General features: G+C 36.8%; 14 protein-coding genes. 7 read left to right on the forward strand and 7 right to left on the reverse strand.

The features are described from left to right. Positions 1-555 (forward strand): pyridoxal-phosphate dependent enzyme (locus tag Q0K35_RS01170; protein WP_294560843.1); only part of this gene is annotated, 555 nt, incomplete at its 5' end. Positions 556-584: 29 nt separating this feature from the next. On the opposite strand, the gene Q0K35_RS01175 is transcribed toward Q0K35_RS01170, so the two are convergent. Further along, the gene (locus Q0K35_RS01175) at positions 585-788 is read right to left on the reverse strand and encodes a hypothetical protein (protein ID WP_294560844.1); all 204 of its coding nucleotides are present in this window, start codon (positions 786-788) and stop codon (positions 585-587) included. Between the two features lie 348 nt (positions 789-1,136). Here Q0K35_RS01175 and Q0K35_RS01180 point away from each other — a divergent pair, with 348 nt between their 5' ends. From Q0K35_RS01180 to Q0K35_RS01190, 3 genes are read left to right on the forward strand one after another with little or no spacing between them, the layout of a single operon-like run. Then, positions 1,137-1,919 carry a 5-deoxy-glucuronate isomerase gene (locus Q0K35_RS01180; protein WP_294560845.1) on the forward strand — a complete coding sequence of 261 codons (783 nt, stop codon included), beginning with the start codon at positions 1,137-1,139 and terminating at the stop codon, positions 1,917-1,919. An 8-nt stretch (positions 1,920-1,927) separates the two neighbouring features. Then, the gene (locus Q0K35_RS01185; RefSeq protein ID WP_294560846.1) at positions 1,928-2,884 is read left to right on the forward strand and encodes a bifunctional 4-hydroxy-2-oxoglutarate aldolase/2-dehydro-3-deoxy-phosphogluconate aldolase; all 957 of its coding nucleotides are present in this window, start codon (positions 1,928-1,930) and stop codon (positions 2,882-2,884) included. 8 nt (positions 2,885-2,892) lie between these two features. After that, on the forward strand, positions 2,893-3,915 hold the full coding sequence (locus tag Q0K35_RS01190; RefSeq protein WP_294560847.1) for a sugar kinase: 1,023 nt from the start codon (positions 2,893-2,895) through the stop codon (positions 3,913-3,915). Between the two features lie 90 nt (positions 3,916-4,005). Here Q0K35_RS01190 and Q0K35_RS01195 read toward each other — a convergent pair whose 3' ends face one another. The 5 genes from Q0K35_RS01195 to Q0K35_RS01215 form a co-directional block, all read right to left on the reverse strand. After that, positions 4,006-4,614, reverse strand: coding sequence for a hypothetical protein (locus Q0K35_RS01195; protein ID WP_294560848.1), 609 nt, complete (start codon positions 4,612-4,614; stop codon positions 4,006-4,008). Then, positions 4,615-6,087, reverse strand: coding sequence for an altronate dehydratase family protein (locus Q0K35_RS01200; protein ID WP_294560849.1), 1,473 nt, complete (start codon positions 6,085-6,087; stop codon positions 4,615-4,617). It abuts the gene before it with no gap. Positions 6,088-6,089: 2 nt separating this feature from the next. Beyond that, a complete protein-coding gene (locus Q0K35_RS01205) occupies positions 6,090-7,526 on the reverse strand; it encodes a tagaturonate reductase (protein ID WP_294560850.1) in 1,437 nt (478 codons plus the stop codon). Positions 7,527-7,620: 94 nt separating this feature from the next. After that, positions 7,621-8,826: a hypothetical protein gene (locus Q0K35_RS01210; protein ID WP_294560851.1), complete on the reverse strand. Its 1,206-nt coding sequence runs from the start codon at positions 8,824-8,826 to the stop codon at positions 7,621-7,623. 2 nt (positions 8,827-8,828) lie between these two features. Beyond that, positions 8,829-9,221, reverse strand: a complete 393-nt coding sequence (locus tag Q0K35_RS01215) for a hypothetical protein (RefSeq protein WP_294560852.1) — start codon at positions 9,219-9,221, stop codon at positions 8,829-8,831. 204 nt (positions 9,222-9,425) lie between these two features. Between Q0K35_RS01215 and Q0K35_RS01220 the strand changes: the two genes are divergently transcribed. Together Q0K35_RS01220 and Q0K35_RS01225 are read left to right on the forward strand one after the other, a co-directional pair. Continuing rightward, complete coding sequence (locus tag Q0K35_RS01220) at positions 9,426-9,620, forward strand: hypothetical protein (protein WP_294560853.1); 195 nt, start codon at positions 9,426-9,428, stop codon at positions 9,618-9,620. A gap of 41 nt (positions 9,621-9,661) precedes the next feature. Then, positions 9,662-9,796 (forward strand): hypothetical protein, encoded by a 135-nt coding sequence (locus tag Q0K35_RS01225; protein ID WP_294560854.1) that lies wholly within the window; start codon positions 9,662-9,664, stop codon positions 9,794-9,796. On the opposite strand, the gene Q0K35_RS01230 is transcribed toward Q0K35_RS01225, so the two are convergent. After that, on the reverse strand, positions 9,793-11,034 hold the full coding sequence (locus Q0K35_RS01230; RefSeq protein WP_294560855.1) for a hypothetical protein: 1,242 nt from the start codon (positions 11,032-11,034) through the stop codon (positions 9,793-9,795). The two genes, Q0K35_RS01225 and Q0K35_RS01230, sit on opposite strands and share 4 nt — an antisense overlap. A 156-nt stretch (positions 11,035-11,190) precedes the next feature. On the opposite strand from Q0K35_RS01230, the gene Q0K35_RS01235 reads away from it, so the two are divergent. Beyond that, positions 11,191-12,066: hypothetical protein (locus Q0K35_RS01235; protein WP_294560856.1), on the forward strand; the 876-nt coding region annotated here is incomplete at its 3' end.

Below are 12,066 nucleotides of genomic sequence, written 5' to 3' on the forward strand. Positions count from 1 at the left end.
AAGGGAGCTATTGCGAAAGCAATGCACCTTCACGATGACATCAGCAATTCATTAAATCCTCAACAGTTTGAAACTAGTGATAATCCACTGGCGCATTATGAACCGACAGCAAATGAGCACTTAGATGATACAGATGCACAAATTGATATCTTTGTAGCGGGCATCGGTACAGGTGGTACGATCAGTGGTGTCGGCCGATATTTGAAAGAACATAAGAAAGATGTTGAAATTATTGGTGTAGAGCCATTGGAGAGTGCAGTGATTACGACAGGTGAAGCCGGAAAGCATAAGATTCAGGGAATCGGAGCAGGCTTTATTCCTAAAAATTTAGATCAAAGCGTCGTTGATAAGGTTGATACCGTAAGTGGTGAAGAAGCTTACAGCGGTGCGAATGAGCTGGCACAGAAATATGGCATCTTATGCGGTATATCTTCCGGAGCTGCTTATTTTGAAGCAAAAAAATTACAGGAAAAAGAAGAAAACAAAGGAAAAAATATCGTTGTTTTACTGCCGGATACAGGGGAGCGATACTTATCAACGGATTTATTTAAATAAAAACTTCAATGCGCAACATTGAAGTTTTTTTAATAGACAGGGATACAGGCAAGTATGAGTGCTACTGCCAAAATAGCGTAGCCTGTATATAAAAGCTTTTTTTCATCAGGCGTATAAGCATTGTCAGGTGTTTTCAGCTGTCTTTTTGAAAAGCGTACTCTGACGATACATACGATCGCGATACCGGCGAAAGCGGCAATATACGTAATGAGTTCTTTGATTGAGATTGGCATACTATCTCCTTTCATCTTTAATAAAAGTATTTATAATGTTAACAATACTATTATGTATTATATCTTGAATATTTTCATTCATCAAGGAAAAACTAAAACGGCTGAATGTTTGAAGGGGAGGAAGATTCAGCCGTTTTATTAAAACGAGGCTTTTACACCTAAATGTTTCGTTTTTATTATAGAGTAAAAGTTGATGTTTTGAGAGAAAATTAAAAGAAAAATAATTGTGGTAAATTTTTGGATATTCAAACATAATATATAAAAAATTACCACATTACATGTTCTTATTTTATTAGTACAAAATGAAAAAAAAAGATATAATGGATATGAAAGGAAGGATCATAGATTATGATGAATTATATAAAAGATAAAACAACGGTTGAATTAACGAATCGTTCTGATCTTTATCCGGGAATGATGCTTTATTCTTATCTGGTAAGACAAAAGAAAGGTGAAAAAAAGACGTACGAGGACAGTGAAAAGGAAACCTTGATCGTTTTACAGGAAGGAAAGCTTACTTTGAATTATGAAGGAAAGAGCGCAACGATCGAACGTGGTAACGTATTCGATGATGCACCTGTCGGACTTCATGTATGCAAAGGAGTCCATGTTGAAGTAAGTGCTGATACGGATAGTGAATATCTGTTATTTATGACAGAAAATGAAAAAGAATTTGCAAGTACTTTATTTACAAAAGAAAATGTAGTTGTTGTTGATCGTGGTGCCGGACAGTGGAATGACTGTGCTACACGAAATGTAAGAACGATGGTAGATTATTCGATCAATCCATTAAGTAATATGGCTTTTGGGGAAACGGTCAATTATCCGGGCAAATGGTCTACATTTATTCCTCACTTACATGATCAGCCGGAGCTTTATTATTACCGTTTTAACCGCCCTGAAGGATTTGGTGCCAGCTTCTATGGCGATAATGTTTATCAGGTAAAAGATTACAGCTATATCTGTGTAACTGAAAAATTACCTCATCCGCAGGTAACGGCACCGGGATATGCGATGTATTATTTCTGGATCATCCGTCATTTTGATGATAATCCTTGGACCGGAGCTGAAAATGTGAAGGAGCATGAATGGCTGTTAGATCCTAATTGCAAGATCTGGCCGGAAAAATAGGAGGAAACATGAACGAGATATTAGATAAGATCAGTCGTATCGGAATCGTACCGGTCATCAAGATCGATCGTGTTGAAGATGCTCTTCCATTGGGAAAGGCTCTTTGTGAAGGAGGTCTTCCGGTAGCTGAGGTAACCTTCAGAACAGAGCATGCGAAAAAAGCAATGCAGATCATGAATAAGGAATTGCCGCAGATGCTTCTTGGAGCCGGAACGGTATTGACAAAGCAGCAGGTTGATGATGCTTTGGAAGCAGGTGCGAAATTTATCGTTTCTCCGGGATTGAATCCGGAAATCGTTCGCTACTGCATTGAAAAAAACGTGCCTGTCATACCGGGATGTGCGAATGCCAGTGATATTGAAGTTGCTTTGTCATTCGGACTGACAACGGTGAAATTCTTCCCGGCAGAACCACTGGGTGGTTTGAAGATGATCAAAGCCCTGGCAGCACCTTATGTCAATGTAAACTTTATGCCAACAGGCGGTATTAAGGAAAGCAATATTGTCGAATACTTAGATTATGATCGTATCGTTGCCTGCGGCGGTACTTGGATGGTTGATGCTAAGGCGATTAAAGAAGGTAATTTTGATCGTATCAAAGAATTGACACAAAATGCTGTTAAGACGATGCTGGGACTTGAACTGGCACATGTAGGTGTGAATGCCGATGAAACGAGTGCTGAAGATGTCGCAGGTGCATTTGCAGGATTGTTGCAGTGTGAAACAGAACCTCATTCAAAATCATGCTTTGCCGGAAAGACGATCGAAGTCATGAAGAATCAGGTGGGAACACATGGTCATATTGCTTATAAGGTCAACAGTGTGGAAAGAGCTGTTCGCTATTATGAAAGCTTGGGTTATGCTTTTGATGAAAGCTCTAAGGCATATAACGAGGATCATTCATTAAAAGTCATTTATTTTGAAAAAGAAATCGGTGGATTTAAGATTCATTTAATGAAGAAATAGGAGAAAATATGAAAATTATTACTTTAGGTGAGATCATGCTGCGTCTTTCTTCACCGGAGCGTACACGTTTCGTACAATGCGATTCTTTTGATGTATGCTATGGCGGAGGCGAGGCAAATGTTGCTGTATCATTAGCAAATTATGGTCATGATGCTTATTTTGTAACAAAATTACCGACGCATGAAATCGGACAGTCGGCTGTAAATGCATTACGTAAATACGGTGTTCATACAGATTATATCGTACGTGGCGGTGAAAGGATCGGTATCTATTATTTGGAAAGCGGTGCTTCTATGCGTCCAAGCAAGGTCATTTATGACCGTGCAGACAGTGCGATTGCCAAGGCAGACGTTGGAGAATTTGATTTTGATGCAATCATGGAAGGTGCTGACTGGTTCCATTTCTCAGGTATTACACCGGCCATCAGTGAAAAAGCTGCCGAATTGACAAAGGAAGCCTGCAAGGCTGCCAAACGTCATCATGTAAAGGTTTCCTGCGATCTGAATTATCGTAAAAAGCTATGGACACCTGAACAGGCACAGAAGGTCATGAAAGATCTGATGCAATATGTTGATATCTGTATCGGAAATGAAGAGGATGCTGAGCTTTGTTTAGGATTTAAGCCGGAAGGAACCGATGTAGCCAGCGGTAAACTGGATTTAGAAGGATATAAGAAGATCTTTGCCCAGATGAAAGAAGCATTCGGATTTGAAAAAGTATGTACGACGCTGCGTGAAAGCCATAGTGCTTCACATAACGGATGGAGCGCATTGATCTATGATGGAAACGAATTCTATCAGTCAAAGCACTATGATATAAATCCGATCGTTGACCGTGTAGGCGGCGGAGATAGCTTCTCCGGTGGATTGATCCATGGATTATTGACCATGAAGACACAGGGCGAAGCCTTAGAGTTTGCGGTAGCGGCAAGTGCCTTAAAGCATACGATACCAGGTGACTTCAACCTTGTCAGTGAAAGTGAAGTTTTAACGCTTGCAAATGGAGATGCCAGCGGAAGAGTACAGAGATAACAGCCGGAAGGCTGTTTTTCTATTATAAAAGAAGTTTAGCTAAAAAAAGAGAGCTTTTTTTAGCTCTCCAAAGTAACGTATGGCATATTGCTATGCGTTTTTATTTGCGGAATTAAAAGCTTCGATGATCTTTTCATCCTCAACATAAGGTGTGCCGGCTTCTAAAAGATGACGAATGATCTCATTGTTGTGACAAACGATGAAATCACATTTGATCTTAGAAATATCACACTCATTTCCTACTGCAACATACTGTGTGAGTGGCAGACCCGGATACTTCTTCTTTAACAAAATCGCATATTTATCACTCTCAATCTTAGGGTTGGCAATTTTAACGGTTTGCTTTTCACGGCGAATGAACCAATGCTTATCATTTGTCTGACCTGAAAGAGCTCCTTTAGGATCAAGATAGCTGATCAAAGCAATGCCCTTATTATAAAGAATGATAACAAAACGGCTTGTGATCTTGTGATCGTTATTCTGCAAGGTCGTAAATGTCATGCGATGCGTTCCAAGCTTATCTTTCAAAAATGAACTTGTTGAAGCATCCTTACGGATGGTCACCCGGTAAAAATACTCCAGAAAGCTCGGCATGAGATCTTGAAAGATGCTATTCTTATAGGTCGGATAAAGACGATATGCCTTAAATCCATATACGACCAGCAACGCAACGATGATGCTCATCAATAAGACTTCCATTTATAACGTCACTCCCTGTTTAAATATCGCAATTTCACGACAGTTATGGATTTCATTCTGGCATCTTTCACCATTGATGATATCAATGATCTTATCCATCAGCTTATCACTGACTTCATCCAGCGTATGATTCTCAAGAAGAACACCGGCATTAAAATCGATCCACTGCGGTTTTTTCTTAAATAAGGCAGTATTCGTAGAAATCTTGACCGTCGGTACAAAACCGCCAAAAGGTGTACCTCTGCCTGTTGTAAATAATACCAGCTGTGCACCGGAAGCAGCCATTGCAGTTACGCTGACCATATCATTTCCCGGTCCATACAACAAAGATACTCCGGCTTTCTTACGCATTTCTCCATAATCCAAGACATCGGCAATAGGACTTGTACCGGCTTTTTGGATACATCCTAAGGATTTTTCCTCAAGCGTCGTAATTCCACCGGCTTTATTACCCGGTGATGGATTTTCATATACTACCTGATTATAGCTCATAAAATATTCTTTATAGCCATTGATCAGATTGACGATCTTCTCAAAGGTTTCTTTAGAATCGGCACGATTCATCAAAATATGCTCAGCACCAAACATTTCCGGAACCTCGCTAAGGATCGAATTTGCTCCTAATGTCAGCATCTTATCTGAGAAACGTCCAACCAATGGATTGGCAGTAATGCCTGAGAAGCCATCGCTTCCGCCACATTTCAAACCGAAGGTAATATCTTTGAAATCAACCTTTTCACGAACATCATGACGCATCTCTTCATAAATCTCATCTAAGATGATATTTGCTTCCTTGACCTCATCTTCGACATCTTGACAATTCATATAACGAATACGCTTTGAATCAATATCGACAAGGGAATCATAGAAAGGCTTCAACTGGTTATTTTCACAACCTAAACCTAACACAAGAACACCGCCGGCATTAGGATGCATGACGATATCACGTAAGATCTTGATCGTATTTTCCTGATCATTTCCCATTTGTGAACATCCATAAGGGTGCTCAAAAGTATAAATACCATCAATATCACTTAAATCATGACGGCTTTTGAAATTCTCCAAAATATTTCTGGCAATTGAATTCACACAGCCAACCGTTACGATGACCCACAGCTCATTACGAATGCCTACCTTACCATTGCTTCGGCGATAAGCCTTTAATTCACGAGTTGTCTTGACCGTATGCTTCTCGAAGGTAACCGGTGTATAGACATATTCTTTAAGACCGGAAAGATTCGTCTTCATGTTGTGAGAATGAACCTTTTCTCCCTGATGGATCAGGCGTGTTGCATGACCGATCGATTCACCGTATTTAATGATATCTTCATTTTCCTGAATATCACGCAAGGCAATCTTATGCCCTGCATCAATATCATCTAACAGCTCAAAACCATTGACGACATCATGCTTCTGCCCCTTTTCAAGAGCTATCAGCACATTGTCCTTATCATTGATATGTAATGTTTTCATATTTATCCAAAATGCTTGACAAGGGCTGCTTTCATACCCAAAGCCAATATGTCCTTCACACACTGGCTCACATAGTCAAGACTTCCTTTCATCTGTGTAAAATCATATTCCCAGTGATCTTTCATCATCATGACCTCATTCACCAGGGCATCAACATCAGGCTGCTTCCATAAACGTGCCCACATCTCAATAAATGCCGGATCATCCATCACCAAAGAGCTTCCATCCTCTTTCTTTAATGAATACATCACAAACAAAGAAGCCAATGAGAAGAGTGAACGCTTCGGCAGCTTACCAGTCTGTTCATAATAACCGATGGCACTTGGCAGCACACGTGTCTTATACTTTGTCATGGAATTCAATGAAATCGTCAATAATTCATGATAGATCGTCGGATTCATGAAACGCTCCATCACATCGTTTGTAAACTGTTCCTTTTCACTTTGAGGCAGATCAATCGTCGGCCAGACCTCTTCTTTTAAGAAAGCAAAAAGCCAATTCTTCAGATATTCATCATTCATCATTTCATTCACGGCACGGACACCATACTGATAAGCAATCGGTACCATGCAGGTATGGGATCCATTTAAGATCTTGACCTTTCTTTCCTTATAAGGACGTACATCATCTGTCACCAGAATATTTAAATTTGTTTTTTCAAACGGCAATACCTTCTTAATCGCAGGATCACCTTCAATGACCCACAAATGGAAAATTTCACCCTTCACTACATTGTTGTCAATATAGCCATCCTCTTTCTGCAAACGCTCGATCTGATCCTTTGGATAACCCGGAACGATACGGTCTACAAGAGTGTTGTAGAACAGGTTAGCTTCATTCAGCCATGTAATAAATGCTTCACTGTAATGACGATCATGGGAAAGCTTATTCAGATATTCCTTTAATGTAGTACCATTGTGATCAATCAGTTCACATGGCAGGATATACAAACCGGCTTCCTTAGAACCATCAAAGAAATCATATCGTTTCTTCAAGAAAGTCAAAAGTTTTCCCGGATATGTCGGTGAAGTCTTTGTTTCATCCGTATCAGTTGGATCATAGGCAATACCGGCTTCCGTTGTATTTGAAAGAATGATCTTCAGATCACTGCTTTTCGCATAATCCAGATAACGCTCATACTCCTGATAAGGATTGATGAAGTCACTTAAAACATCGATTACCTGTTTATGATGAACCACTTCACCATTGCTGACACCTTCCAGAAGCAATGTATATAAGCCATCCTGCTTTCTAAGCTCTTCAACACGGCCAAAATCCAATGGCTGTACGACACAGACATCCCCATTAAAATCAGCTTTATCATTCATCTCCTGAATAAACCAGTCAATAAAGGCACGCAGGAAGTTTCCTTCTCCAAACTGCAGCACTTTGACTGGACGATCTTTCTTTGGGTGTATTTTTGCACTTAATATTTCCATAATTACCTCCATATCCAATATTTCATGTTCATTCTATCAAAAAAGCCTCATGCTTACACAAGAGAAACATAGTTTTAATGTGGTAATTTTTGGTTTATTTAGTCATGAAACGATATATAAATTTATAATGGGAAGTAACCGCTACGATCCCCATCAGTTCTTCCAACAGGATCTTTTTATAAACCTTATGTTCACCCAATACCTTTAATTTCTGACAGATATATTTTTCTCTATCCGCATCATGGGTATCCATCGTATCATATTTCAACCGGAAATAAGACAAAACAGCTTTCCCCCTTTCATCCTGTTCATCCGTCAAATTCATATCAAATAAATAATGCATCAGCAATTCCTTTTGATTGCTTTTCTCCAATACATGCAGCAATAAAAGCCACGCTTCTTTCAAAAGCGACAGATTGATAGAAACCACCTCAAAAAGATAATGGATACAGGCATCTGTATCATTGGATTGATAAGCGAATAAAGCACAATCTATATAAATAGAAGCCCTTAAAGGATCACAGATATCCCGGTGAAGAAGATACAGACAATTTTTCATCGTCTTATACGCTAAAACGATATCATTACCGCTTGCTTCAATTTCAGCAATACGTCTGAAAAGCAATATTTTCTGTAAATCTGTAAGCTCTTCTTTTTTATTTAGGATCTTTTGAAGCTGATGATGGCTGTAAAGCAAGGATGAAACAGAAATGATATGAGAAAGGTGAAAATCAAAGAAAAGAGGCTCATGTTCATAGACAAGACTTTCATGAATCAGTGATCTATCTACATTCTTTCTTATCTTCGGATGCATGAAAAGGAAAAATAAAAGCTTGCGCTCTTCTTCTAAGAGAACATCCTTTAAACAATAAAAAACATCCATCTTTTCCTGACTTGGCACTTGATCATATAAAAGTAAGGTCAAAATGCTTTGATATAGCCATGCTCTTTCACTGACATATAAAATATGATGAGTGAAATCCTCATCTATCTTTTCCAATAAGATTTCCATGTTTCCCTTGGAACCCTCAAGGATTGCATGAACCAGCTTTTGCCGGTAATTATCTAATTTATATAAAAGCTTTTCTTCAAAGGGATAGCTGACATCAAGAGATTGACATAATGATATATAAAACTGATTTCTTTTAGGAATATGACCATTTTCAATTCGTATAAGTGTTTTAGGTGAACATAAAGAATCATTGGACGTTGATAACAGCTCATTCCGTGAAATATGCTTTTTCCGGCGGTAATGACCAATCAGCAGACCAATGATCCTCTTTTCATCATTTGATACCATGTTTATTTATATTTATAAGAAACCATACGGATATTATCATAGATATAGTTAGCTAATTCAATTCTCTGTGCAGCACTCATTTCTTTTACATTCACAAAAGGTGAAATATAATCAGAAAGCTGTTCGATAAATTTATCAGCTTCAATATTATTTAACGTATAATGATCTAAAGTATCAATGATACCGGCTTCTTCTAAAAGCTGTTTCAAAGTCATACCAAGACCGACAGCTAAGATATTCAGAATATCAATACTGACCGTTTTAGGTACTTTATTTTTGATCTTGCCAATGTAATCGGCACTGATCTGATTGTTGCAGCGTTCTGCCAGCGCTTGGTTTGTAAGACCTTGCTTACGGCACTCTGCCATTAAAAATTCACTTAATTGTCGAATCATAACATCACCTGTTTCTATTATAAATTCTATTATTCCCGATAGATGAATAACATATTCATTAAAACAGGATTATAATATTGAAAAAGCGTGAAATCTGACCAAATCCATGCACACCGTCCCACTCATGCAACTTTTTGACGAAAATCGGAAAAAACGCTTTTTAAATATAATTTTCGTGTAAAATATTAAGAAAGGAGGGAAATAATGAGAAAACGAACTTTTGTATTAAGTGCTTTATCATTCATGATGTGCTGTGCAAACATTCAGGCAGCAGAAAATAAAGGTGATGCTGTCTGCTGCTGCGATAAGGATGAAAAGAAACAATGGAAATATGCTTGTGAAGAAGAGAGGACAAATCAGCCGCGTGTCATTTGTTCACCTGAATGCTGGGGCATATAAGAAAAAGCATGCAGAGGATCGCTTTATGAAGGAGGAAGCATATGAATAAACATTCTTTATATGAAATAAAAAATAAATATGGACATAGTACCAGATACTTTGCCCATATGTATAAAAAATTAAATCATGCGCTCTTACATCAATTGTTATTGTTTATCCTGATCTTTTATGATTAATAGGAACTATGTTGAAGAAAGATATAAAGATTTTTATAATCACGGGTATGAGCTGCGTGAGCCATCATCTCCTCAGTGAGTATTTCCTGATAAAGATCACAATAACTACAAAGTATCATCAGCTTACTCAAGATCAGATCTGTAAGCAAACGATGCTTTTGAACACTTGAAAAAGAATGCAGGTGTTTGATCTGATAATATTGAAAGACCTTGAATACGATATCGTTATGAAAATGAAAAGCTTTTGCTTCTTGTAGAATCTTTTTTAGGAGAACATGCTTATTTGTTTTCTCAAGAGCACTGAATAAAAGTAAATAATTATAATTGAGATGTTCATGAGAAGAAAAATAACATATAAGGGCATGTTGAATGGCTTGCTCATATTGTTTCATGGCGTAACAGATAATGGCCGCCCGCATATGCAGGCTAAAAAGAAGCTGGCCCGGATAATCATGATTTGATTCAAGAAGCGTGGTGATCCTGCTGATCATTTTATAAGCAGATTCAATATCATTCATATTTAACTGCATCATAGCCATAACATTATAAAAAGTGATCTTTTGATAATCTGTGATCCGGTTTTCTATCTGGACATAAAGCTGTTTGATCTTCTCATAAGCCTTAAAAAGTGAAAAACACTGACTGATATAAAGCAGTTGATTTTTGATAAATAAAGGATCAGGACAAAAAGAAAGGCAGCTTTTTTCAATCTGTTTACGGTCTAAATAAGGAGCCACATGACATATCTGATACAAAAAATAATAAATCAGCTTTTGATCTTCCCGCCGGACCATATCCTTTAGCGCACAATATAAATCAATCGTTGAACGAGATGGCAGCTTTTCATTTAAATGATAATCCAGGATATCATGAAACAGACCCAGCATTTCTTTAAAATAAATGACATTATTCAATAAATAAAGACAACTGCTTATTTCATGAAGAAGCTCTTCCATCAAAGATCTTGAAAAAACATTCAAAGAAGAAATCAATCGTCCACGATAATGCATAAGCTGCATCAGATCCTTTTCTTCAAGACAAAAATGCAGATTCAGTCCAACAGCAAGATAATCATAATAATGATCACTTACAACGATCCCTTCTTCAATTTTTCTGAGTGTCTTTAAGGAACAAATCTGTTTATTATTTGAAATTTGAATGATTTCGATCCTATGGATATTCTTTTTTAATCGATAATACTTTATAAGCTTTCCGATAACTTTCTTTTCATAATGCATGTTTCCCATGTCATCATTATAAAAGATATGAATGAAAACTATCAATAAGATGTGCATGATTTGATGGATTAAAATACAATACGATATTGAAAATAGGAAAGTTGCCAGTAAAAAATCATTGCTGTATAATCATATAAAATGGAAAGTAGGGATAGAATGTTATTAACTGAAACAGAAAAGAAAAGATTGGGGAAACTTTTTAATTATTATCGTATCAGTAAAGGGAAAAGTATCAAAGAAATAGAAATAGAAGAATTATCCGCTTATTCTACTTTTCATTATGCGACCAAAGGTAAAGTAATCAAAAATGATGAATTTTATTTCAATTATCTTAATTATTTTGGAATGAACTTTCATAGAAAAGAACATTTTGAAGAATGGCTCAGTGATTATTTGATACGTTTAGTACATGTCTTTGAATATTATGAAGAAGATCATTTTGATGAGTTGTATCATGAAATGATTCAAGAACTTGCACCTTATAAAGATTCCGCTATCTTTCATGAATATATGCATGTATTTGAGTATCTGTTTAATTATTACCGAAAGAATACGTATATGCGTTTAGAAGAAGTCAATGATTGTCTAGTCATGATTAAAACAGATATCATAGAAGATGAATTAAAGATATTACTTTTAGATCTAATGTTTCGTTCAAATAATGATTTTATAGGAAGTTATATGTTAGCAGATAAGATTATCTTATATATTCAGAAATTTGAAAATCATCCGATGATGAAATATCAACTGGCTTTTTATAATAAATATGAATGCTATTTCCTTAAAGCGTTAGAATTATTTAAAGAAAGTTTAAATATGTTTAAAGAGCAACAAAATTATTACTGGCAGATTAAATGTAGATTAAGTATTTATGGCATTTATCGAAACACCGATGATTCTTTAGCACAGGAAGAAGCTGAAAAGCTTTTAGAAATGAAAAGAACACAGGATATACCTAATGTTTTAAAGAAAAATATGAATTATAGTATTGGTATGGATAATTATTTGAATAAAAGATATGATACCGCTTAT

Origin of the sequence: uncultured Traorella sp. (assembly GCF_944327115.1) — a bacterium.
In the GTDB taxonomy this organism is placed as follows: Bacteria; Bacillota_I; Bacilli_A; order Erysipelotrichales; family Erysipelotrichaceae; genus Traorella.

What these genes read in the sequence shown, in the direction of transcription:
- Q0K35_RS01175 (WP_294560844.1), bottom strand. Translation starts at nt 788, where the DNA reads ATGCCAATCTCAATCAAAGAACTCATTACGTATATTGCCGCTTTCGCC.
- Q0K35_RS01180 (WP_294560845.1), top strand. Translation starts at nt 1,137, where the DNA reads ATGATGAATTATATAAAAGATAAAACAACGGTTGAATTAACGAATCGT.
- Q0K35_RS01185 (WP_294560846.1), top strand. Translation starts at nt 1,928, where the DNA reads ATGAACGAGATATTAGATAAGATCAGTCGTATCGGAATCGTACCGGTC.
- Q0K35_RS01190 (WP_294560847.1), top strand. Translation starts at nt 2,893, where the DNA reads ATGAAAATTATTACTTTAGGTGAGATCATGCTGCGTCTTTCTTCACCG.
- Q0K35_RS01195 (WP_294560848.1), bottom strand. Translation starts at nt 4,614, where the DNA reads ATGGAAGTCTTATTGATGAGCATCATCGTTGCGTTGCTGGTCGTATAT.
- Q0K35_RS01200 (WP_294560849.1), bottom strand. Translation starts at nt 6,087, where the DNA reads ATGAAAACATTACATATCAATGATAAGGACAATGTGCTGATAGCTCTT.
- Q0K35_RS01205 (WP_294560850.1), bottom strand. Translation starts at nt 7,526, where the DNA reads ATGGAAATATTAAGTGCAAAAATACACCCAAAGAAAGATCGTCCAGTC.
- Q0K35_RS01210 (WP_294560851.1), bottom strand. Translation starts at nt 8,826, where the DNA reads ATGGTATCAAATGATGAAAAGAGGATCATTGGTCTGCTGATTGGTCAT.
- Q0K35_RS01215 (WP_294560852.1), bottom strand. Translation starts at nt 9,221, where the DNA reads ATGATTCGACAATTAAGTGAATTTTTAATGGCAGAGTGCCGTAAGCAA.
- Q0K35_RS01220 (WP_294560853.1), top strand. Translation starts at nt 9,426, where the DNA reads ATGAGAAAACGAACTTTTGTATTAAGTGCTTTATCATTCATGATGTGC.
- Q0K35_RS01225 (WP_294560854.1), top strand. Translation starts at nt 9,662, where the DNA reads ATGAATAAACATTCTTTATATGAAATAAAAAATAAATATGGACATAGT.
- Q0K35_RS01230 (WP_294560855.1), bottom strand. Translation starts at nt 11,034, where the DNA reads ATGCATTATGAAAAGAAAGTTATCGGAAAGCTTATAAAGTATTATCGA.